The organism is Polaromonas sp. P1_E11, from assembly GCF_056405995.1.
Genome location: NZ_JBFUBA010000001.1, coordinates 729,244 through 750,234, shown reverse-complemented (window position 1 = coordinate 750,234; position 20,991 = coordinate 729,244). Strand labels below are relative to the sequence as shown.

General features: G+C 63.9%; 26 protein-coding genes. 12 read left to right on the top strand and 14 right to left on the bottom strand.

Going from position 1 to position 20,991, the window contains the following annotated elements:
- Positions 1-72 precede the first annotated feature (72 nt).
- From AC1D11_RS03765 to AC1D11_RS03755, 3 genes are all read right to left on the bottom strand, one after another.
- The gene (locus tag AC1D11_RS03765) at positions 73-309 is read right to left on the bottom strand and encodes a hypothetical protein (protein ID WP_477648887.1); all 237 of its coding nucleotides are present in this window, start codon (positions 307-309) and stop codon (positions 73-75) included.
- Between the two features lie 81 nt (positions 310-390).
- Positions 391-1,008 carry a ubiquinol-cytochrome c reductase iron-sulfur subunit gene (gene petA, locus AC1D11_RS03760; RefSeq protein WP_477648888.1) on the bottom strand — a complete coding sequence of 206 codons (618 nt, stop codon included), beginning with the start codon at positions 1,006-1,008 and terminating at the stop codon, positions 391-393.
- A gap of 41 nt (positions 1,009-1,049) precedes the next feature.
- Positions 1,050-1,499 (bottom strand): carboxypeptidase-like regulatory domain-containing protein, encoded by a 450-nt coding sequence (locus AC1D11_RS03755; protein ID WP_477648889.1) that lies wholly within the window; start codon positions 1,497-1,499, stop codon positions 1,050-1,052.
- 272 nt (positions 1,500-1,771) lie between these two features.
- Between AC1D11_RS03755 and AC1D11_RS03750 the strand changes: the two genes are divergently transcribed.
- A complete protein-coding gene (locus AC1D11_RS03750) occupies positions 1,772-2,434 on the top strand; it encodes an alpha/beta hydrolase (protein ID WP_477648890.1) in 663 nt (220 codons plus the stop codon).
- A gap of 91 nt (positions 2,435-2,525) precedes the next feature.
- On the opposite strand, the gene AC1D11_RS03745 is transcribed toward AC1D11_RS03750, so the two are convergent.
- Both AC1D11_RS03745 and AC1D11_RS03740 read right to left on the bottom strand, forming a co-directional pair.
- Positions 2,526-3,818: an MFS transporter gene (locus AC1D11_RS03745; RefSeq protein WP_477648891.1), complete on the bottom strand. Its 1,293-nt coding sequence runs from the start codon at positions 3,816-3,818 to the stop codon at positions 2,526-2,528.
- Positions 3,819-3,881: 63 nt separating this feature from the next.
- Positions 3,882-4,619, bottom strand: coding sequence for a hypothetical protein (locus tag AC1D11_RS03740; RefSeq protein WP_477648892.1), 738 nt, complete (start codon positions 4,617-4,619; stop codon positions 3,882-3,884).
- 357 nt (positions 4,620-4,976) lie between these two features.
- Here AC1D11_RS03740 and gshA point away from each other — a divergent pair, with 357 nt between their 5' ends.
- Positions 4,977-6,569 carry a glutamate--cysteine ligase gene (gene gshA, locus AC1D11_RS03735; protein WP_477648893.1) on the top strand — a complete coding sequence of 531 codons (1,593 nt, stop codon included), beginning with the start codon at positions 4,977-4,979 and terminating at the stop codon, positions 6,567-6,569.
- Between the two features lie 142 nt (positions 6,570-6,711).
- Here gshA and AC1D11_RS03730 read toward each other — a convergent pair whose 3' ends face one another.
- Together AC1D11_RS03730 and AC1D11_RS03725 are read right to left on the bottom strand one after the other, a co-directional pair.
- On the bottom strand, positions 6,712-6,936 hold the full coding sequence (locus tag AC1D11_RS03730; protein WP_477648894.1) for an oxidoreductase-like domain-containing protein: 225 nt from the start codon (positions 6,934-6,936) through the stop codon (positions 6,712-6,714).
- A gap of 21 nt (positions 6,937-6,957) precedes the next feature.
- Positions 6,958-7,233 (bottom strand): hypothetical protein, encoded by a 276-nt coding sequence (locus AC1D11_RS03725; protein WP_477648895.1) that lies wholly within the window; start codon positions 7,231-7,233, stop codon positions 6,958-6,960.
- A gap of 268 nt (positions 7,234-7,501) precedes the next feature.
- Here AC1D11_RS03725 and AC1D11_RS03720 point away from each other — a divergent pair, with 268 nt between their 5' ends.
- Positions 7,502-8,368, top strand: coding sequence for a MipA/OmpV family protein (locus tag AC1D11_RS03720; RefSeq protein WP_477648896.1), 867 nt, complete (start codon positions 7,502-7,504; stop codon positions 8,366-8,368).
- 156 nt (positions 8,369-8,524) lie between these two features.
- Here AC1D11_RS03720 and AC1D11_RS03715 read toward each other — a convergent pair whose 3' ends face one another.
- A complete protein-coding gene (locus tag AC1D11_RS03715; RefSeq protein ID WP_477648919.1) occupies positions 8,525-9,976 on the bottom strand; it encodes an ATP-binding protein in 1,452 nt (483 codons plus the stop codon).
- Between the two features lie 5 nt (positions 9,977-9,981).
- Positions 9,982-10,647 carry a response regulator transcription factor gene (locus AC1D11_RS03710; protein ID WP_477648897.1) on the bottom strand — a complete coding sequence of 222 codons (666 nt, stop codon included), beginning with the start codon at positions 10,645-10,647 and terminating at the stop codon, positions 9,982-9,984.
- Positions 10,648-10,949: 302 nt separating this feature from the next.
- Between AC1D11_RS03710 and ylqF the strand changes: the two genes are divergently transcribed.
- The 3 genes from ylqF to AC1D11_RS03695 all read left to right on the top strand — a co-directional run bounded on the left by ylqF (position 10,950) and on the right by AC1D11_RS03695 (position 13,538).
- Positions 10,950-11,924 carry a ribosome biogenesis GTPase YlqF gene (gene ylqF / locus AC1D11_RS03705; protein ID WP_477648898.1) on the top strand — a complete coding sequence of 325 codons (975 nt, stop codon included), beginning with the start codon at positions 10,950-10,952 and terminating at the stop codon, positions 11,922-11,924.
- A gap of 171 nt (positions 11,925-12,095) precedes the next feature.
- A complete protein-coding gene (locus tag AC1D11_RS03700; RefSeq protein WP_477648899.1) occupies positions 12,096-12,665 on the top strand; it encodes a hemerythrin domain-containing protein in 570 nt (189 codons plus the stop codon).
- Positions 12,666-12,965: 300 nt separating this feature from the next.
- On the top strand, positions 12,966-13,538 hold the full coding sequence (locus AC1D11_RS03695) for a CinA family protein (RefSeq protein WP_477648900.1): 573 nt from the start codon (positions 12,966-12,968) through the stop codon (positions 13,536-13,538).
- Positions 13,539-13,546: 8 nt separating this feature from the next.
- Here AC1D11_RS03695 and AC1D11_RS03690 read toward each other — a convergent pair whose 3' ends face one another.
- Complete coding sequence (locus AC1D11_RS03690; RefSeq protein WP_477651350.1) at positions 13,547-14,203, bottom strand: GDSL-type esterase/lipase family protein; 657 nt, start codon at positions 14,201-14,203, stop codon at positions 13,547-13,549.
- 388 nt (positions 14,204-14,591) lie between these two features.
- On the opposite strand from AC1D11_RS03690, the gene AC1D11_RS03685 reads away from it, so the two are divergent.
- The 3 genes from AC1D11_RS03685 (at position 14,592) to AC1D11_RS03675 (ending at position 16,775) form a co-directional block, all read left to right on the top strand.
- On the top strand, positions 14,592-15,197 hold the full coding sequence (locus AC1D11_RS03685) for a hypothetical protein (protein WP_477648902.1): 606 nt from the start codon (positions 14,592-14,594) through the stop codon (positions 15,195-15,197).
- Positions 15,198-15,494: 297 nt separating this feature from the next.
- A complete protein-coding gene (locus AC1D11_RS03680; protein WP_477648903.1) occupies positions 15,495-16,052 on the top strand; it encodes a hypothetical protein in 558 nt (185 codons plus the stop codon).
- Between the two features lie 234 nt (positions 16,053-16,286).
- Positions 16,287-16,775 carry a DUF2242 domain-containing protein gene (locus AC1D11_RS03675; RefSeq protein ID WP_477648920.1) on the top strand — a complete coding sequence of 163 codons (489 nt, stop codon included), beginning with the start codon at positions 16,287-16,289 and terminating at the stop codon, positions 16,773-16,775.
- A gap of 116 nt (positions 16,776-16,891) precedes the next feature.
- On the opposite strand, the gene trxC is transcribed toward AC1D11_RS03675, so the two are convergent.
- Positions 16,892-17,329: a thioredoxin TrxC gene (trxC, locus tag AC1D11_RS03670; RefSeq protein WP_477648904.1), complete on the bottom strand. Its 438-nt coding sequence runs from the start codon at positions 17,327-17,329 to the stop codon at positions 16,892-16,894.
- A 199-nt stretch (positions 17,330-17,528) separates the two neighbouring features.
- Between trxC and AC1D11_RS03665 the strand changes: the two genes are divergently transcribed.
- Entirely contained in the window at positions 17,529-17,894 is a 366-nt protein-coding gene (locus tag AC1D11_RS03665; protein WP_477648905.1) for an RcnB family protein, read from the top strand.
- A gap of 150 nt (positions 17,895-18,044) precedes the next feature.
- Here the strand turns inward: AC1D11_RS03665 and AC1D11_RS03660 are convergent, their stop codons facing one another.
- The 3 genes from AC1D11_RS03660 to AC1D11_RS03650 form a co-directional block, all read right to left on the bottom strand.
- Complete coding sequence (locus tag AC1D11_RS03660) at positions 18,045-18,566, bottom strand: hypothetical protein (protein ID WP_477648906.1); 522 nt, start codon at positions 18,564-18,566, stop codon at positions 18,045-18,047.
- Between the two features lie 213 nt (positions 18,567-18,779).
- A complete protein-coding gene (locus tag AC1D11_RS03655; protein WP_477648907.1) occupies positions 18,780-19,703 on the bottom strand; it encodes a peptidoglycan DD-metalloendopeptidase family protein in 924 nt (307 codons plus the stop codon).
- 28 nt (positions 19,704-19,731) lie between these two features.
- On the bottom strand, positions 19,732-19,947 hold the full coding sequence (locus tag AC1D11_RS03650) for a hypothetical protein (RefSeq protein ID WP_457279148.1): 216 nt from the start codon (positions 19,945-19,947) through the stop codon (positions 19,732-19,734).
- Positions 19,948-20,204: 257 nt separating this feature from the next.
- Between AC1D11_RS03650 and AC1D11_RS03645 the strand changes: the two genes are divergently transcribed.
- Both AC1D11_RS03645 and AC1D11_RS03640 read left to right on the top strand, forming a co-directional pair.
- Positions 20,205-20,540 (top strand): ArsR/SmtB family transcription factor, encoded by a 336-nt coding sequence (locus AC1D11_RS03645; protein ID WP_477648908.1) that lies wholly within the window; start codon positions 20,205-20,207, stop codon positions 20,538-20,540.
- Positions 20,537-20,971: an SRPBCC family protein gene (locus tag AC1D11_RS03640; protein WP_477648909.1), complete on the top strand. Its 435-nt coding sequence runs from the start codon at positions 20,537-20,539 to the stop codon at positions 20,969-20,971. The genes AC1D11_RS03645 and AC1D11_RS03640 overlap by 4 nt, the downstream gene beginning before the upstream one ends.
- The last annotated feature ends 20 nt before the right edge of the window (positions 20,972-20,991 follow it).

Here is a 20,991-nt window from a genome sequence, read left to right as displayed (position 1 = left end):
CATCCCGGCTTGCGGGCTGCCGCTTTTTTTGGGGCGATCCGCGGCTTTGCACCGCGGGATCGCCTGTACGGTTTAAATCCCGAGCAGCTTCTTCGCGCTGCCCAGCGCTTTCATGGAGTCGTCGTGCTTGCCTTCCTTGTGAAACTTTTCGCCATCGGCGCGAAGCTCTTTCACTTTGGTCATGTCGGCGGGCGAGAGCTTGGGGTTGGTGGAGAGCTTGGCGTCAATCGCCTTCATCTCGTTGGGGCAGTTATGGGCAAAAGCCAGGGACGAAGTGGCCAGGGTGACCGCGGCAATGATGAGCTTCATGTGAATCTCCAACCTGCGTCAGAAAATGCTGACGCCAGATGCTAGCAAAGCCTCCGCGATGGCACAAGCCACGCACCATCGCTAGCTTTTCTGGCCGATCTGCAGTTTGGTGGCGCCGATGAACTGGTAGTCCGGGATGTCCAGGTTGGTGGGTGCCGGTACGTTTTTCACCACGCGGCCGGCAAGATCAAACCGCGAGCCGTGGCAGGGGCAAAAAAATCCGCCGGGCGCGTGAAGCTCGGCATTCAGCGCGCTGTCGTCCAGGCGCAGGGTCGGTGAGCAGCCCAGGTGCGTGCAAACCCCCACCGCCACCAGGATGTCCGGGCGCTCGGAGCGGGTCGCGTTGGCGCACGATTTCGGTTGTTCGGATCGCCTGGACTGCGGGTCTGCCAGTGCCGGATTGGGTTGCTGCAGCGCGCGCACCATCTCCTCGCTGCGGCGCATCAACCAGACCGGTTTTCCGCGCCAGGCGACGGTGCGCAGCTCGCCTGTTGCCAATGTGGAAATATCGACAAGCACCGGGCCGCCCTGGGCGCGCGCCACTTCAGAGGGTGCAAGGCTGGCCGCGAAGGGATAGGCCGCGGCCAGCAAGCCTGCGCCGGCGGCAATGCCGGTTGCGGCCACCAGCAGGCTTCGCCGCTCGGCGTCCGGCAGGGTCCCGTCGTCTATCGCGCGGATCAGTTCGGTGACGTTACGCATGATCTGACTTGAAAAGCTCAACGAAGGCCGGCCCGGTGTGCTTACGGCGCGGTTTTATCGGCGCCCGCGCCCCAGAGGAACACCTCTCTGGAGGGTTTGCCAGCCTTCACGTCCACCTTCCTGCGCTGGGTCTGGCCGGCGAGCGTGGCCTCCACGGCATAGCTGCCAGGTGCCAGCCGGGCCAGCAGGAAGGGGCCTTCCGAGGTGGCTTGAAGTACTTCATTTCCCCGGGCATCGAGCACCCGCACCTTCACGTCGGCCGCGAAGTCGGCACGCTGCTTGTCCTTGATGGCAAATTCGAGTGTCAGCGGCCACTGCCCGCTGGCATTGCGGATTGCTGCGGACTCGTCGGCACCGATGCCGCCGCTCAGGTATTCAACCGGGCCGCTGGTACGCACTGGCGGCAAGGGTGCGCTGGCCTGGGCCAGCGCACCGCCCGCCATCAGCGCACCGAGGACGGCCGAGGCGGCCTTGTGGGTCAGGGTTTTCATTTCAACATGCTCCTTCTGCAACGATGGGGGCAGCAAGTCGGCGCAGTGTGCTGCCTGGCACTGGGTTCATGCGGCCAGCCGCTATCCGCGAAGGCCTGCTGCTTTGTCATCACACCGTAGCAGGCTTTGTGCGCCAGGTGTTCAGCGCTGCCGGAAACCATTGTTCGCGGGTCAGCTTAGGCCGGTCTTAAAATCCCTCTGGCGTGCTTTGCAGCTTCAAGCGGCAGCATTCAAACGTCATCTGCTTCCTCAACCACCTGGACCCGCCACCCATGCCCCTCGAAGTCATTGAAGCCCAGACCGGCGACAAGCCCGTCGCCACCGTTCTCATCATGCACGGCCTCGGGGCCGACGGCCGGGACTTCCTGCCGATTGCCGAACAGATGGATTTGTCCAGCGTGGGAGATGTGCGTTTCCTGTTCCCGAGCGCGCCCAGCATTCCGGTCACCATCAACGGCGGTTACGTGATGCCGGCCTGGTACGACCTGCTGGGCGCCGACCTGGTGAGCCGGCAGGACGAGGCCGGGCTGCGCAAGTCGCAAGGCGATATCGAGGCATTGATCGCAAGGGAAAAGTCGCGCGGCATTCCCGCCAGCCGCATCGTGGTGGCGGGCTTTTCGCAGGGCTGTGCCATGGCGCTCATGACGGGCCTGCGCCACGGCGAACGGCTGGCCGGTATTGGGGGCCTGTCGGGTTACCTGCCGCTGGCCGACAAGACGGCTGCCGAGCGCAGCGCCGCCAACCAGGACGTGCCCATTTTTCTGGCGCATGGCACGCGCGACGGCGTGGTGGTGCTGCCGCGCGCCACCGCCACACGCGATGCGCTCAGCGCCATGGGCTACACGGTGGATTGGCACGAGTACATGATGGAGCACTCGGTGTGCCCGCAGGAAATCACCGACCTGGAGCAGTGGCTGCACCGAGTTCTGGCCTGACGGGATTTTAAGGAAAAATGGCTGTAGCCCTTAAAAAACGGGCGCAAGAAGCTATTAAAAGCATAGCAGTCCGGGCAAGGCCGGACGTTGTTCAGGCCGCCGCTGTTTTCGTCGTGGCCGCCCGCGCCGTCCGCCGCACGCGCCACAGCAGGAAAAACGCAATGCTGAAGTTCAGCAGGTTCCACGCAATGCCGTTGAGAAATGCAGCGTGGTAGGAGCCGGTGAGGTCAAACACCTTGCCTGACATCCAGCCGCCCAGCGCCATGCCCAGCAAGGATGCCATGATCACCGTGCCCACGCGCGCGCCGGCCTCGGCGGGCTCGAAGTATTCGCGCACGATGATGGCGTAAGCCGGTACGAGGCCGCCCTGGAACAGGCCGAACAGCGCGGCGATGACGTAAAGCGACACCAGCCCGTCAAAGGGCAAAAACAGCAGCAGCGCGATGCCTTGCAGCACCGAGCCCAGCATCAGCGTGCGCAGCCCGCCGATGCGGTCGCAGATCGCGCCAGACACCAGCCGGCTCACCACACCGCAGGCCAGCATCAGCGACAGCATTTCAGCGCCGCGCGCCGCGCCATAGCCCAGATCGGTGCAGTACGACACGATGTGCACCTGCGGCATGGCCATGGCCACGCAGCAGGCCACGCTGGCAATGCAAAGCAGCAGTTGCGCACGGCCGACGGGCAGGCCAAAGGGCATGCTGCTGGTGGTGGTGGCCGCCAGGCCGCTGCTGCCCACCGCGGACGCCACGGCCACCGGCGGGCGCTTGCGCATCAGCAGGGCCAGCGCCGTCATGGTGATAAAGCTGAAGAGGCCGAGCCACAGATAGGTCTGGCGCCAGCCCACAGCCTCGACAAAATGCTGAACGATGGGTGGCCAGATTGCGCCGCCCAGGTAGTTGCCGCTGGCGCACACCGCCACGGCAAAACCGCGGCGCCGTACAAACCAGAGCGAGGTGTCGGCCAGCAGCGGGGCAAAGGTGGCGGCAGAGCCGAGAAAGCCGATCAGCAGGCCGTGGGCCAGCGAGAACATCCAGATGTTGCCGGCCATGGCGGCCAGGGCAAAACCCAGGCCCAGGCCCACTGCGCCAATCAGCAACGGAACCATGACGCCGAAGCGGTCGGCCAGCCGCCCCATCAGCACGCCGCCAACGCCGAAACCGATCATGAGCGCGGTGTAGGGCAGGGAGGCATCGGCCCGCGTCACGCTGAATTCAGCCTGCACCGCGGGCAGCACCACGGCCACCACATACATGCCGCAGGCGCCGACGGTCATCAGTGCCAGCGTGACCATGAGCCGCATCACGGCGTAACGCGAGTCGATGAGGAGGGAGGAATCTTGTGCGGCGGTTGCGGGGCTTGGGGGCGTGACGGAAGGGCTCATCAGGCAAGCGTACACCAGCAGCTGCCCCGCTGCGCTGCTGATGGCCCGGCCGGAGCCGGCGCGTTACAGCGGGGAAGGGCGCGTGGCTTCGTAACCGACGGCGGAGTTGCTGTCGCTTGGCTGGCCCAGTTCCTGGTCGCGGATGCGAAAGAGCCGCTCCAGGTCTTTCATGGCGTCTGCGTCAACTGCGGAGACCGGGGCCGGCCGTGCCACCGGTGCTGCGGGCTGGGCCGGCAGGCTGGCGGCCACAACGGGGGCGGCGGGCATGGACGCTGCGGAGGCTGTTGCCGCCGCGGGAAGAGGAGCCAGGGAGGCCAAGGGCGCGCTGCGTGGCGGGCGAGCCGGTGCGCCAGCAGGTGGCCGGACGGGATCGGCCCAATACGACTTGTCGGGCATGGTCGGGTTGGGGCAGGTTTGCGCCACTTCCAGTTGCCAGGAAATGCCGTGCAGCCATTGGGCCGCCCCGGGTTCAAAGCGCGTGATTTCTTCCATCAGGGCGTTCTGGAAAGCGAAGGCGTACTTCAACAGGCGGTCGTCCCAATGCCGCACAACGAGGCGTACATACATGCCAGGGCCGCGGCTGCGGCTGGACACCAGCAGCATTTGGCAGTCGATCCAGGGCAAGGGGATACCGTATTTGCGCATGGCATCGCGCAGCAGCACCTGCACCAGGTGGCGGCGCGTGGCGTTGTCCGAGCCGTCTTCGATGGTGAGCGGGTTGTCCCGGCTGGACGCGCCTGTGCGTTTGGACGACGCTACGGGGGTTGAACCGCCGAAAAGGCTGGCTAGCAGTTTTTTCATTTTTTGATCAAGCTCTACGCTGCCTCAGGCTAAAAGACCGCAAAACCGTTTAGTTTGGCGGAATTTGAAGGGTAAAACAGCCGTGTTACGGAATGTTTTTTATCGTCGTCCAGCTTGTCTGACAAGTCAAGGGAGTTATGCACCCTGGCGCTCCGGCGTCGCTCGCTTTCCACATCCCGGCCGCCAAACTGTGGATTTCTGCCCGGAAAGTGCGGTGTATGGCCCAAATCCGGCCGGCCTGCACGGGCCCCGCGCCAGACCCCACCCGGGCTGTGCTGGCAAGCCCGGATGCGCCAGCGCAAAGCGCCGTGCTGTGATAACTTCCACGCCAATTCAAGATTCTGGGGGAATGACGATATGACCAAGTTGCAGGCGCCTGCGGGCGCGCTACAGGACCGCCTGAAAGCGCTCACCCCGGCCCGGCTCAAGGGCATGCGCCGCGGTATCGAGAAGGAAAGCCTGCGCGCCAAACCCGGCGGCGGCCTGGCCCTCACACCACATCCCGCGGCCTTGGGCTCGGCCCTCACGCATCCGGGCATCACCACGGACTTCAGCGAATCGCAGGTTGAGCTGGTCACCGGCGCCCACCCCAGCCCTGAAGCCACGCTGCAGGAACTGACGGAGCTGCACCAGTTCACTTACCGCACCATGAAAGAGCTGGGCGACGAAATGCTCTGGGTGTCCAGCATGCCTTGCGGCCTGCCGACCGACGAAACCATTCCCATCGCCCGTTTCGGTTCGTCCAATGTCGGGCGCGCCAAGAGCGTTTACCGCATGGGCCTGTCGCACCGTTACGGCCGGCGCATGCAAACCATTTCGGGCATTCACTACAACTGGTCCCTGCCCGGGGTGAGCAGCAAGGAATATTTCGCGCTGATCCGCAACTTCCGCCGCCAGGCATTTTTGCTGCTGTACCTGTTTGGCGCTTCCCCCGCGGTGTGCTCCACGTTTGTGGAAGGGCGGCAGCACGAGCTGCAAACCCTGAGCGACAGCACCATGTACATGCCCCACGGCACTTCCCTGCGCATGGGCCGCCTGGGCTACCAGAGCGACGCGCAGGCTTCGCTTGCCGTGAGCTACAACAGCCTGGACGGCTACGGCGCTTCGCTGCAGGACGCGCTGACCCGGCCGTACCCGGCCTATGAGGCAGTGGGCATCCGCAACCCCGGCGGCGACTACAACCAGCTGGCCACCACGCTGCTGCAAATTGAAAACGAGTTCTACGGCACCATTCGCCCCAAGCGCGTGATTCACCCCGGCGAACGGCCGCTGCATGCGCTGCGCGAGCGCGGCGTCGAATACATCGAAGTGCGGCTGATGGACCTGGACCCTTTCGAGCCCGTCGGCATCAATGCGCAGACCATGCGTTTCCTCGATGTGTTCCTGCTGCACTGCCTGCTTTCGGACAGCCCAAACGACACGCCCCAGGAAATCGCCGAGCTCAAGCACAACCAGCACCAGACGGCGGCGCGCGGGCGCGAGCCCGGCCTGAAACTCAAGCGCGGCGGCCATGAAATCACGCTGACGGCCTGGGGTGCGGAGGTGGTGGCCCAGTGCGCGCCTATCGCGGCGGCGCTCGACGCCGCGCACGGCGGCACGCAGTACAGCGACGCCCTGACACTGGCCAGCGCCGCCTTGCTGGACCCGTCCACCTTGCCTTCGGCCCGTGTGCTGGCCGCCATGGCCGACAGGCACGACAACTCCTTCATCCGGTTCACCCGCGCGCAGTCTGAAAAGACGCAAGGCATCCTGCAGGCCCAGCCGCTGTCGGCCGACCAGCTGGCACAGTTCGCCGCACTGACCGAGGCCTCCGTTCAGGAACAAAAGAAGATTGAAGCCTCGGACACCATGCCGTTTGAGGTCTACCGGCAGCAATACGTGTCGGCTGAACGCCTGGGCATGCCCGGCCGCGAATCTGAGCACACCCCTGTTGGGGCTCACTTCGTGTAGCCCTCTCTCCCCTTGCAGGGGACGGGCGCCTTGGGGCCGGCGAAGCCGGACCCCGGCCCCCACTGGTGAACGGCCACAACCCCTTATCGGCACTCAGTGGGTGCTATCAATTTAGTAGCCCCCGGTGCAGGATCTTATTGGGCTAGGGCCCGATTTGGCATTTGAAAATCGCTTCTTCGGCGTCTTCACGCCAGTACGCCGCGGCTGCGTACCAGCTTTCCCATACGCAACCATTGCAGCCGCGACCGCAGCAGGTGGTGGGCTCGGGGGGAGGTGACCGCAAGCTGATGCCCGCAGCGGCGGCGCGCTCCTGCAGGGCGCTGAAGATCGCCACGGCGGCGCTGTGGTCAGCAGGGCTTTCGGGCATGGGCCTGGTGTGGACGCCGTGTCAGGGTTTGGCGGAGGCTGCCATGCGCCGGCGAAGGTACAGGCCGATGAAGGCGCAGCCCAGCACCAGGGCAAACCAGCCCACCAAGGCCGATTTGGCAACGATGCCCTGCATGCCCGGTGAGGTGATGAAGTAGGGCGACACCACAACGCCGAGGCCGATCAGCACACACAGGATGCCTTTGATCATCAGCTCGTTGTTGGCCTTGAGGGCGGAAGCGGCCAGTCGGCGGGCCGGGATCACGGGTTTTTGGTCGGGGGCTGCGGGCAGAGGCATGAGGGGCTCGATAGATGGGGAGGGGGGAAGGGAAGGGTTGCAGGGCGGCTGGCCGCGGCCCCGGCGTGTGTTCGTGCATGGTGGCTGGCAGCGGGCTGGCTCGCAGCCGCCATATCCATACCCCGATTGTCCTCCATCACGCCGGGAACGGTGTGGGGAGGCCGCGGCGAAGGCCGGCCGGCCTTAATGATTTCTTAATTTCGCTAAGAAGTCCTTAAATTCGCGTCGGCATCATCCATTCCAGCTTAACCACCTGGAGAACCTGAAGATGACATCCCGTCCATCGCGACCCGCTGCCAAACCCGCACCGACCCGCCTCAAACCTGGCGCGAGGCAAGCGGCCGATCGCCCCGGCACAACAGCAGCGGCCCAAGCCTCGTTGCCGCTGTTTTCGCTGTTCCTGCTCGCGGCCCTCGCGCAGCAACCGGCCGCCGCCCAGCAGAAGCCCGTGCAGGCCGAAGGTGAGTCCTCCTGGGGCCTGGGACTGGGCGTCGGCATGGAGCGCAAGCCCTACCGCGACTTTGACAACAAGACCCGGCTCTTGCCGTTGCTCACCTATGAAAACAAGTGGGTCAGCGTCTTCGGCCCGGGCATAGACTTCAAATTGCCCTCGGCGGGCCCGGTGTCCTTCCGATTGCGCGCGCGCTATTCGATGGAAGGCTACGAGGCTTCCGATTCCCCTTTCCTGGCCGGCATGGATGAACGCAAGGACGGCATCTGGCTGGGTGGCGCGGCCATCTGGCGCAATGACATCGCAAACCTCTCGGCCGAGCTGCTGGGCGACGCCTCTGGCAACAGCAAGGGCACGAAGTTCAAGCTGACCCTGGACCGCCGCTTCCAGGCGGGCAGCTTCGACATCACGCCGCGGCTGTCCGCGACCCGGCTCGACGACAAATACGTGTCCTACTACTACGGTGTGAACGCCGCCGAGGTGCGCGCCGGCCGGTCTTTCTACCAGGGCGGTTCGGCCGTCAACCTGGAAGCCGGGCTGCGTGTGGGTTATGCACTCGCGCCGCGTCAAAGCGTCTTCCTGGACCTGAGCACCACCAACCTGGGCTCCAGCATCAAGGACAGCCCGCTGGTGGATCGTTCTAGCCAGTCCGGGGTGCGCGTCGGCTATCTCTACCGTTTCTAGGGCACAGCGAAGTCTGCAGAGCCCACACCGGGCCGCGGCCCTGCACTTCAGTTCCCGTCGGTCCGTCACCTGAAGGAGCCATGAAACATGCAAACCGGATCAAGCGATCTGGCCTATCTGGCCAGGAAGATCATCTGGCGCAGCTGGATACGAGGTTTAAGTTGGCTGCGCAGGCGCAGCGTCCTGCCTCACTGAGGCCGCTGAAGCAGCTGGAGCGGTTCTTGCGCCCGCTTCTTCGGGCACCGGAAAGAGAATGCGCACGCTGAAGCCCTTGCCGTCCAGCCCGGGCCCGGTCTTGATGGCAGCCTCATGCAGCTGTGCAATGCCGGCCACCAGCGACAGCCCGATACCGCTGCCGCGTCCGCTGTTGCCTGCAACGCGGTGAAAGCGGCGAAAGATGGCTTCATGCTCGGCCTCGGGCACGCCGGGGCCGTTGTCGGCCACTTCCAGGCAGACATGGTCCTGCCCGCTTTTTTCTTCGCGTGCCAGCCCGTAACCGCAGCTGATCTTCACGCGCCCGCCTTCGGGTGTGTAGCGCAGCGCGTTGTCCAGCAGGTTGCGCAGCAGGATGCCGATCTCGTCGACGTCGCATTCAATGGGGCAGGGCGTGAGCGCCAGGATGATGCTGCGGCGCTGCTGCTGCGCCTGCATGTCGAACTCCTGGCTCACGTGCATGATGAGCTCGCTCAAATCGGCCAGGCTTTTTTGCGGCGCGTGCACGCCCGCGTCCATGCGCGCCAGGTCCAGCAGCTGGTCAGAAAGGCGCGTGCTGCGTTCGGCTACCGCCAGCAGCTTGACGAGGGCGGCGTCCTTGTCGACCACCGTGGCCGCGCGCAAGGCGACCTGGGCCTGCGCCTGCAAGGCCGACAGCGGCGTGCGCAGTTCATGGGCCGCATCGCCGATAAAACGCCGCTCGCCTTGCATCGCCTGGTCCAGCTGGTCCAGCAGGTGGTTGAAGGACTCGACCAGCGGCCGGATCTCGTTGGGCAGTTGGGCTACCGGCAGCGGCGTGAGGTCAAACTTGCGGCGGCTGCGCACGGCGGCCTCCAGCGCCGTCAAGGGGCGCAGCGACTTGTTCACCGCGAACCACATGAGCAGGCCCGCCACGGTCAGCAGCATCGTCGTCAAGCCCAGCAACGCAAAGATTTTGTGCCGTATTTCCTCGTCGATCACGCTGTGCCGCACGGCCACCTGCACGCTGACCTCACCGGTGCTGTCGGACACCGAGAAGATGCGCCAGCGCTCGCCGTTGACGGTGGCGCTGGTAAAGCCGTCCTTGAAGGACGGCAGCAATGGGACGCGCGGAGAATCCGGTGCCCGCACGATCAGCTCCTTGCGGTTCGTCCAGACCTGGAAGGTCAGGTCGACGTCGCGCGGCATGTTCTCGTTACGCAATTGCAGGCCGTGGCTGAAGGAGGGTTTGAGCTTCGCGCCGCTGGGGATGGCTGTCAGGATCTTGGTGCCTATGGCCTGCAGCTTGCTGTCCCAGCGGTCGCTCTGGCCGCGCAAGGTGTAGGCCAGCAGCACGCTGAGCGCGCCGGCCCAGCACAGCGTGATGGTCGCGCCCAGAACCGCCAGCACGCGGCCCTTGAGCGACCTGACGAACACGCACTTCAAGGCTGGGCCTCGCCGATCATGTAACCCTGGCCGTGCACGGTGGTGATCAGGTGCTCGCCGAGCTTTCGGCGCAGCTGGTGGATGAACACCGCAATCGTGTTGCTCTCAATCGCCGAGGTGTTGCCGTAGACCACGTCTTCCAGGTGATCGCGCGTGACCACGTGGCCCGGCCGCTCCAGCAGGGCCAGCAGCGTGCGGTATTCATGCGCGCTCAGGGCCACCCGCACGCCGCTGCGCGTCACAGCGCGCTTGCTGCGGTCCAGGCTGATGTCACCATAGGTGTGCACCGGTACCACCTTGCCCTGGCTGCGGCGTATCACGGCGCGCACGCGGGCCCACAGTTCATCGAGCTGGAAGGGTTTGACAAGGTAGTCGTCCGCGCCGGCGTCCAGCCCCAGGATGCGTTCGCTCAGCTGCCCGCGCGCCGTGAGAATCAGCACCGGCGTGACGTCGTAGCGGCCGCGCAGGGCGCGCAGCACGGCCAGGCCCGAATCGCCGGGCAGGCCGAGGTCCAGCAGCACGGCTTCGTAGACATGGTCCACCAGCGCCAGCTTGGCGGCCAGCGCATCGCCGACGTGGTCGACCGTCCAGGCAATCTGGCGCGCCGCATCGCATACCGCTTCGGCCAGCATGGTGTCGTCTTCTACCAGCAGCAGGTGCACGGTTCAGTCTCTTTTGGGTCGTTGGGGGTGGGGCAGGGCCGTAGGCGGCCAGGCACTGATCCTGCCTGGCCTCGATTAATCATTTATTAACAAGTACACCCCCGTCCAGGCTCACTGCGTGTAGCCTGTTCCCCCCTTGCAGGGGGCGGCGCCTGCGGCCCGGCAGAGCCGGTTCCGCGGCCCCTGCTGGTGGTGCCTTGTTCGCCAGGAGGGTATTTTGCGGTATGCGGCGACAATTGAGGTATCGCAGGGGTCTTAGCCCCATCCCCCGTACACCCGAACCCCAGAAAGAAAAGATCCCGATGGCCATCCAGTGGTTTCCCGGTCACATGCACCTGACCAAAAAAGCCATCAGTGAGCGCATCAAGGAAATTGATGTCGTCATTGAGCTGCTTGATGCGCGCCTGCCCGGCTCCAGCGCCAACCCCATGCTGGCGGAGCTCACCGGCGCCAAGCCCGCGCTCAAGGTGCTCAACAAGCGCGACCTGGCCGACGCCACCCGCACGCCGCTCTGGCTGGATCACTACAACAGCCTGCCCGCGACCCGCGCGATTGAGCTGGACGCCAGCGAAACCACGCCCGCCCGCCGCCTCATTGACGCCTGCCATGCGCTGGCGCCGACACGCGGCACCATGGTCAAGCCCATGCGGGTGCTGATCTGCGGCATTCCCAACGTCGGCAAGTCCACCCTCATCAACACCCTCACCGGCAAGCGCGCCACCAAAACCGGCGACGAAGCCGGCATCACCAAGGTCGAGCAGCGCCTGGTGCTGGCCGACGGGTTTTATTTATGGGACACGCCCGGCATGCTGTGGCCGCGCATCATCGTGGCCAAAAGCGGCTACAACCTGGCCGCCAGCGGCGCCATTGGCCGCAACGCCTTCAATGAGGAAGAGGTCGCGCTCGAGTTGCTCGACTACCTGATCAAGCACTACCCGGCCTTGCTGGAGGCGCGCTACAAGGTCGAGGTGACGCCCGGCATCACCGACGAGCAACTGCTCGAAGAAATCGGCCGCAAGCGCGGCGCAGTGCTCTCCAAGGGCCGGGTCAACCTGCAAAAGGCCGCCGAGATCGTGATCTATGAATTCCGGGCGGGAACGCTGGGCCGCGTGACACTGGAAACGCCCGACGAGTTTGCCGAATGGGCAGCCGCCGGCCGGCTGCTCGACGCCGAGCGCCAGGTGAAAAAAGACAAGATCGAAACCAACCGGTTGATCAAGTTCAAGAAGATTCCCCGGCCGGATAAATCCGACAGGTCCGGGTCCGACCAATCCTGATATCCGCAGGGGCTGGCCGGGCATTGGCCCGTCTCCAAAAAGGCAGATGCGTCACGTTTGATCTTCGTCAAGTCCGGCCGTGGTGCTTGCAGGCATTCTTGGCGCAGTACCGACAACTGCCGACAACCTGCCGATAACCCGCCGGAGACCGCCATTCACAAACATGCCAGCGTGCAGATCATCCTCGATGAGCACGCCTCCCTTTCCGCCATGCTGCGCTCCATGCTATTGATGCTGGCGCGCGGCCCGGGCGACCGCGCGCAGCAGTTCTTCGATGTCTTTCGGGCCATGCTGTTTTATATCGACGAGTTCCCCGAGCGCCTGCATCATCCGAAGGAGTCGGACCTGCTGTTTCCCCGCGTGGTGCGCTCTGCGCCATCGGTCATGGCCACGGTGCAGCAGCTGGAGCGCGACCACATGAGCGGCGAGAAGGCCGTGCGTGAACTGCAGCACCTGCTGCTGGCCTGGGAACTGCTGGGCGAGCAGCGAAAGCCCGAGTTTGAGGCGCAGTGCAAACGCTACGTCGAGTTTTACCTCGAGCACATGCGGCTGGAAGAAACAGTCATCCTGCCGCAGGCTGAAAAAGTGCTCACCGAGGCCGACTGGAAAGAGCTGGACGCCGCCTTCCAGCAAAACCGCGACCCGCTTGCCGGCAAGCACGCGGCCGACCCGGTGTATGACCGCCTCTTCACACGCATCGTGATGGAGGCGCCGGCGCCTATCGGGCTGGGCGATGCCTGAAGCCTGCCCTGCACCGGCACGGGCATGTGGTCTGCCGTACATATCTGACGCGAATCTGTGTTCCCTGCGAGGCTGCGGACCAGTCAGGCCGTCCGCAAGCAGCTATGAAATCAATAGCATCACTTCGCGAATCCCCGTTTGTGTAGGGTGATGGTGGGGCCGGAAACGGGCAGGGTCCTGCGCCGGGGCGCACATCATTCCTACAAGGCCGTCAGCAACAGGCTCTGGCCGCGCGGGCGCCGGCAACGCATAGTCAGGATATGTCCGCCAAAGGTTCAGGTGCCGCCTGGGCCGCACGCCATGACCCCTGAGAGTACAAGTCCGCCTTCCCTTCAGTCCTCCCGCGAAGCTGGCAGCAACCAGCTCAGGGCTGTTGCGGCTTACATGAAAAACCACTCGCTGGTGCTGGCCACCGCCGAGTCCTGCACCGCAGGCCTGATCGCCGCGCACCTCGCGGATGTGCCCGGTGCAGGTTCCCTGCTGGAGTCGGCTTACGTGGTGTATTCACCCCGGGCCAAACAGCGTTGCCTTGGGGTGAAGGCAGAAACCATCGAGCGCTGCAACCTTACCAGCGAAGAGGTGGCTGCCGAGATGGTGCGCGGCGCGATGCAAAAGAGCGAGGCCTCCATGGCCATCGCCAACACCGGCGTGACCGACGGCACCGACCCGAAGATTCCTGCCGGCACGCAGTGCTTTGCCTGGATGTTTGCGGGGCGTGATGAACGTGAGGATGTGGTGTTCACCGAAACCCGCAGGTTCAGCGGTGACCGCAACAGCATCCGCGAACAGGCGGCTGCCTATGCGCTCACTCAGATTCCGGCGCGCCACGCGGCGTTTCTTGAAGCGGCAGCCAGGCGGGAACGCACCGGCTGACAAATCCGTCAGGCGACAAATTTCCTGTCGCGCAGCCAGTCGGCCAAACGCCCGGCAAAGACCTTGTAGCCTTCCGCATTCGCGTGGATCTGGTCAGAACGCAATTCGCTGCGTGACAGCACATAAGACCAGGCATCTGAAAAAAGCGGGGTGGCTGTTTCCGCGGCCACCTCGGCATACACCTCATGGTCTTTCAGTGAGCCCATCGCGGCAGAAAGCAGCACGGGCCTGGGTTGCGCGATCAGCACCACCTGCGTGCTGGCGGCGGCGGTTTGCACAATCGACCTGATGGCGGCGCGCGTGCTGTCCAGCGGCATGTTGCGCAGAAAGTCATTGCCGCCAATGCACACGAGCACCAGGCCCGGCTTGTTTTCCTGCAACAACGCCGGCAACCGTGCCAGCGCACCGGCCGCTGTGTCGCCGTTGATGCCCGCGTTCTGCGTCACGTAGCCGGTCAGGAGTTCCAGCTGTTGCGGGTAGCTGCTGCCCGCCGGGGCGCCGTAGCCAAAGGTCAGCGAATCGCCCAGGCACAGCAGGGTGGCCTCCTTGGGCAGGGGCTTGCCTTTGGGGCCGTCCTTTCTGGAGCAAGCCGTAGCCAGCAGCAGCGCAGAGCCGGCAGCACCCAGCAGGAGTTGGCGGCGAAAGGGATGGTGATGTGAGTCCATGCGTCGTGCCGGTTTATTTCAGGTTGTCGGGTGGTGCCGGTGCGCGGCCGGCGCCTTGTCTTCCGGATGCAGCTGCTTGCGGCTCAGCGAAGGGATGATCAGCATGCGCACAGTCTAACCATGCCAAAGCGCATCTGGACACCACTGCAAGCGCCAGGTAATGCAAGGGTAATCACTGCGTAATGACGGGGTAAAGCTCCGTTTGCCTTACACGGCATTCACAAGAGCGGGCCAACAATGGTTTCACTGAAGCGCAAAGGCCTTTGAAAGCAGCGATTCAGGAGCAGCCCCCACGGCCGCTTGCCGAGACGGAGATTTATCGCCGCCACCGCAAGTTGCCCACCGGGCTGCTGGCAATCAAACGCACAAGCATTCCAAGGAGAACCTCATGAAATCGAAATTCTTAACTGTCTCGTTGTTGGCCTCAGCCCTGTTCGCCGGGCTGGGGTTTGCACCTGCCATGGCGCAGGGCACCAACACACCCGGTATTGACCAGGCGCAGCAAGCCATCAGCGCGCGCATTCAGCAGGGTCTCGCGTCCGGCCACATCACGCCGTCCGAAGCGCAGGTGCTGTACCGCCGTGACCAGGAAATCGCGGCTCGCGAGGCGCGCTTCAAATCCAACGGTGTTGCCACGCAGCAAGAGCGCCAGCAATTGCGCGCCGACCTTGACGGCCTCAGCGCCGAAGTGGAACGCATGATGAACAACCGCGATGTGGTGGCAGGCCGGCCTGGCAACGCCGGCAACACCCCCGGCATCGACAACCGTGAGTTCCAGATCAGCCAGCGCATTGACGAGGGCGTGCGCACGGGTCACATCACGCAGCGCGAAGCTGCCAAGTTGCACCAGCGTGAACGCCGCATTGAGCGCCACGAGGCCCAATTCAAGTCTGACGGCGTAGTGACCGCGCAGGAGCGCCGCCAGTTGCGCAACGAGCTGACATCGCTGCGCGACGACGTGGAACGCATGATGAACAACCGCCGCCGCGGTTAAGTGGTTAAGTAAAGCGCTGTTCCGGGCGCCGCCACGCGGTGCCTGGACAGCTGCCATGCGCAAGCAAGGCGCGCCGGTGCTCATTGAAGCGCCGGCGCTTTTTTTTGCCTGCGGATTGCAGGGGTGACGCTGCAGGTTTGCATAAGCTCCAGTGCCACCTTCCGTGTGCGTGTGCCGCTGCCTTCCACGCCAATCGCTATTTTTTGCCGGCCAGCGGGGACAACCCGAAAAAGACTCCAGTACCCTCACTAGAATGGCCCGAGCTGCCATGGGGCGGTATTCAGGGATGTATCAACAATGAACAGAAATTTGAGGATATGGGTCGTCGCGGTCCTGGTCGTGCTGCTGGCGGCCATCGCCGTTCTTTGCTTCTTCAACCGCGAGAGGTGGAAGGACTACCGCGATTACTTTCGTGAGGACTACATAGCTGTCGAGATGCAATATGACAAGCTCACGAGTGCCACCGATGAAAAAGCCGCGCGCAAGCTTTTTCCCAATGTATTTTTGCGCTGCTATGACGACTCGTCTGCACCGCGCCTGGGCGACCGCGTGTGCTATTCCACCGTGACACATGTCGATGGTTTGCCGGCCATGAGCGTGCTGCTTTTCTTTGCAAAGGGAAAACTCACGCACACCATGGTGCGTGTGCCCTGGTGGCGCCATGGTGCGTGGCGCGACAAACTGGTCAGACAGTACGGTGTAGCCCACAAATCAACCACCTTTGCGATTCTTGAAGGTCCCCTGGTGCAGTGGGATTTGCCGGGCGGCGCGTACATCAATTTTCACCGTGAACGCAGCCTGAACCCCCTGGAATGGAGCGGCATCTTCTGGTCGGCAGGCCAGGACAGTAAATAGCGGGCCTGTTTGGCGGTACTCCGCCGGCCTCGCGAACGATTTGCTACAACTGCGACGCACCCGATGCGTAAGCTGGCGCATCTCGCGGAGGTATTGGAGGTATGGTGACAGCTTGTGTATGAGACACCTCTTACCCCTGTGGACACCCCTGTGGAAAATTCCCTTTTGATGCAACTCTGGAAATCCTGCCGACTCCCCGCCGTGCTGCTGGCAGCATGCGGCCTGTCGCCCCTAATGACAGGCTGCGTCACCGGCGCCAAAGCGTTTCCGCTGCAGGAAAAGTTTGCCTCCACCCAGACGTATTCGCGCCTCTTTGACGCCACCCCGGCACGGACCTGCGAGGCCTCGCGGCGTGCGTTGCTGAGCCAGGGCTACATCATCAACATGGCCAGCGCCGAATTGGTGGAAGGGCAAAAAGCCTTCCAGCCCGAACCCGAGGCGCACCTGCAAATGGTGGTTCGCGTGGTGTGCGCTCCCGACACGCCCGATGGAAAAGTGAGCCTTGGTTTTGTCACGGCCCTGCAGGACAGCTACGCCATGAAAAAGACCAACAACTCCGCCAGCCTGGGTGTGGGCGCCATTGGTTCGGTCTCGCTGCCGTTCTCGTCGAGCAATGAGTCCATGGTCAAGGTGGGCAGTGAAACCATCACGGCCGATGATTTTTACGACCGCTTTTTTGACCTGGTGAGGCGCTACCTGGTGGCGGACGCCGCGCTCGACTGATTGAGCGCAGTGAACGGCCTCCGGCGCGGGCGCCCAAAAATTATTGGGAAAAGTGTCCGCAGGCTAATACATTCGTGCGCAAGCAGCTATGAAAAGCATAGCGCCGGCTGATGCTCTCAGCGCAAATTACCCTGCACCCAGCGCACGATGTCGGCCGCACCCATGGCGCCGGCCTGGCGCGCTACTTCACGGCCGCCCTTGAACAATGCCAGCGTGGGAATGCTGCGGATGTTGAAGCGTGCACCCAGGTTGGGCACCGCTTCGGTGTCGACTTTGGCTACGCGCACCTGCGGCTCCAGCTGTGCTGCCGCCTGCTCGTAGGCCGGCGCCATTTGCCGGCACGGCCCGCACCACGGCGCCCAGAAGTCCACCAGCACCGGAATCTGGTTGCGGGTGATGTGTTTGTCGAACGCGGCTTCGTCCAGCGCGGTGGAATGCGCGGTAAACAGCGCCTTCTTGCAGCTGCCGCAAGTTGGCTCGCTGCCCAGCTGGTCGGTGCGCACGCGGTTGGTGGTGTGGCAGTGCGGGCAGACGATGTGGAGAGGGTCGGTCATCAGGCGCAGCTGGGGGCCGTGGCCGGCATTTCAAGCGCGGCGGTGGTGGCGGCTCTACCCCGGCGGAGGTCGCCTGGCCGGGTGGCAGCGTTAAATCCGTGCAAACGCCGGGTAAAGCGCGGTGAACAGGCGCTTTTCCTACGCGTGCCGGCCTCTTGCGGGCGAACAATCAAGTTTCACTACAAAGAGAAGGATCCACATGAAAACCAGAACCTTGATGACCGCCCTGGCGGTAGCGTCCCTCGCTTTCAGCGGGCTGGCAATGGCCAAGGGGAAGGATGACGACCACGGCCGCGGCCATGGCCACAAAAAAGCCAAACACCACCATGCCGGCCCGCCGCCGCATTCCCAGGCCGGCGGGCGTGGTGCGGGCCCCGATCACAACTTCTACCGCGGCGGCCGCCTGCCGGCGCAATACCGCGACCGGGGCTATTGGGTAGACGACTGGCGCGGCCACCGGCTGAGCGCGCCGCCTCCCGGCTATCACTGGGTGCAAACCGGCGGCGACTATGTGCTGGTGGCCAACAACACCGGCATTATTTTCCAGATCTATCTGGGCCAGTAGCCAGTAGCCTGAGAATTCCGCGCATGAAAAAGCCGCCTGCAAGGGCGGCTTTTTCTTTGGGATCAAATGCGCTACTTCAGTACGCTACTGATTTGATAGCTGCTTGCGCCCGTCGGTAAAGGGCTATGGCCCAATTTTATTTAGAAATGCTCAGGCAGCCTTGGCGGTGCGGCGCTGGCTGAAAGCCGTTTTGCGCTTGGTGGTGCTGGCCTGGTCGCCGGCAATTTTGCTGGCGAGCCGGGCGGTTTTTTGTTCGATCTGCGCAGCGAGTTTGCTCAGTGCCAGGGCGCCCGGTGCGGTGGCCTGGGCCAGCGTGTTCAGGGTGGTCACGCCGGTTTTTTCTTCAAACAGGCTGGCATTGGCGGCAGCACGTTCCACGCCGCTCTCCAGAACCTTGACCAGCTGGCTCACCACTTGCTGTGCGCCGTTGGTCGTCAGCATCAGGCCCTTGGTGTAGTACACGCTGAAGGCCAGTTGTGCTGCCGTGGCGTTTTTGGCCGTTTCGGCCGTCAGCTCGGTGCGCGACTGTTTCAGGGCGCGGTTCCAGCGTTGCTCCAGCAGGATGACTGCGCGCTCGCCGCCGGCGCGGTAGGCGTTGATCACGTGGCGGGCGGTGTTGCCCGAAGACTCGATGAGGTCAGTTGCAACGGTAGACAGGTTTTTGGCGGTCATGGTGTTTCCTTCAAAGGGGTTGAACAATGATTCATCATCAATGTTTTCCCTAGTGAGTGCGACCTACCGGGCTAGAGGGGTCGGTCCAGATTCGGTTACAGCCGGTTTTGGCGTAGAGGCGCTACGTTTTTAATAGCTGCTTGCGCCCGTCCTTATTGGGTTTTTGGCACTTTTTCCATTAATTAGCCTGCCGCTACTCGCCACTGTTCACAGTTACTCGCCACCTGCCCGGGCACCCAGAAACAGCGCCGGGTCCACCATCGCGCGGTTCAGCATCACGCCCCAATGCAGGTGCGGCCCCGTGACGCGGCCTGTGGCGCCCACAGCGCCCAGGCGCTCGCCGGTTTTCATTACATCGCCAACGGCTACGCCAATCGCGCTCAGGTGGCACATCATGCTCAGCAGGCCGCCGCCGTGGTCCAGCCACACCGTGTTGCCGTTGAAGAAATAGTCGCCCGTGTCAATGACGCGGCCGGGCAGCGGCGCCACCACCGGCGTGCCTGTGGCGGCGGCGATGTCCATGCCGCTGTGCGGGTTGCGCGACTGCCCGTTGAAGACGCGCCGCAGACCGAACGAGCTGGAGCGGCGCCCCGGCACCGGCACCTGCATGCGCAGCGGCGCTTGCGGCAAGGGCTCGCTGAAGGTGGACATCACCACTTCCTGGTGTGCCCGCTCGCGCTCGTAGCGCGCCTGGTCTTCGGGCGACAAATCCACCGTGCCGGGCGCTACTTTCAGGCGTTGCGCAAGGTAGTGCTTGGGCGCCACCGTGTAGGCAAGCTGCTGCTGGCTGCCGTCAGGGGCCAGCACCGTGATGGTTGCCACGCCGGGCTCTGCAGACAGCGCAATGCCCACCAGCGCGGTCCACCCCGCAGGGTCACCGAGCACCAGCAAGGGCACGCCACCGGCTTGCGCCGCGGGCCGCACCGCCGCCGGGCCCAGCGGCAGCCGGGCAATACCGCCGGGAACCTGCGACGCGGTGGGCCAGGCGCCCGTGGTTGCGGGTGCGGCGGCAAGGCATGAAGCAGGCAAGGCCAGCATGCTGGCGCCCGCCAGCAGCACTGAGCGGCGGGTAGGCGGGGAGGGCTGCAGGGATGGCAAGAAAGGCAGGAAAGTGGAGCGTGAGGAGCTGACAGGCATGGAGTCGATTATTGCGGCGCCGCGGCGCTTACTGCGTGAGCGTGATTTTTCCTTTGCTCACGTAGTCGTCAAACTGGATACGCGGAATCGCCGTGACGGCGGCAACACCGTCGCCGGCGTCCCAGCTGAGCGTGGCGCTGTCCGGTTCCAGCGCGACTTCCACGCGCACACGCGGGATCTCGATGGGCGTACCGTCACCCGGTGTGTAAGTCACGTCACCGGTAATCATGGCGAACTGGGGCATGGCTATCTCCTGGCAGGGGTCGTTATGCGCCCCCGGACGGCGGCGCTTGAAACCCATTTGGCACGCATCGCAAGCGTTTGTCTGTCAGAGAAAGGCGGCATTGTTGAATGGCGGCGTTCATGAAATGCCTTCCATGATGGCAACGGGTTGTCACGCCCAGGTCACGCTCATGTTGAAAGGGTTGAATCCCCGGGGCCTTCACTTTCTGGAGGCAGGGTGGGTTGACAAACAAATAACCATATGGTTATGATTTGGGCATGCAAACAGTTTCCAACGAGGTAGCCAACGAAGTTTTCAAAGCCCTGGCCGACCCGACACGCCGGGCGATTTTTGAGCGCCTGGCCCAGGACGGGGCGCAAACCGTGCGTGCCCTGACGGACCGCGCGGGCGTGTCGCAGCCGGCGGTGTCCAAGCACCTGCGCATCCTGAAACAGGCAAAGCTGGTGGACGACAGGCGTGAGGGCCGCGAGACGCATTACAGCGCCCAGCCGCTGGCGCTCTCGGTCCTGCGCGACTGGGTGAGCTTTTATGGCGCCTTCTGGAACGACCGCATCGATCACCTCGAATCACTTTTGAAAAGGATGGACCAATGAGCAACACTGCAACCCTTAACACCACCGCAGCTTCCACTGAAACACGCGCCGTCGTCGTCGAGCGCGAGATTCCTTACCCGCCCGAAAAAATCTGGCGCGCCCTCACGCAGCCGCACCTGATCGAAGAGTGGCTCATGAAGAACGACTTCAAGCCCGTCATGGACCAGCGTTTCAGCCTGCGCGCAGACTGGGGCGCTGTTGAATGCCAGGTGCTGGCCATTGAGCCCGACAAAACGCTGTCTTACACCTGGGCCGCCTATGGCCTTAAAAGCGTTGTTACCTGGACGCTCACCCCCACAAGCACGGGCACACACCTGCGCATGGAACAGTCGGGCTTCCGGCTGGACCAGGAGCAGGCCTACCAGGGCGCCAAGCACGGCTGGCCGCAGTTCTTTGCCAAGCTCGAACAGGTTCTGGCGCGGGCAGGTTGACTGCCCAGGTCTTCGACGCA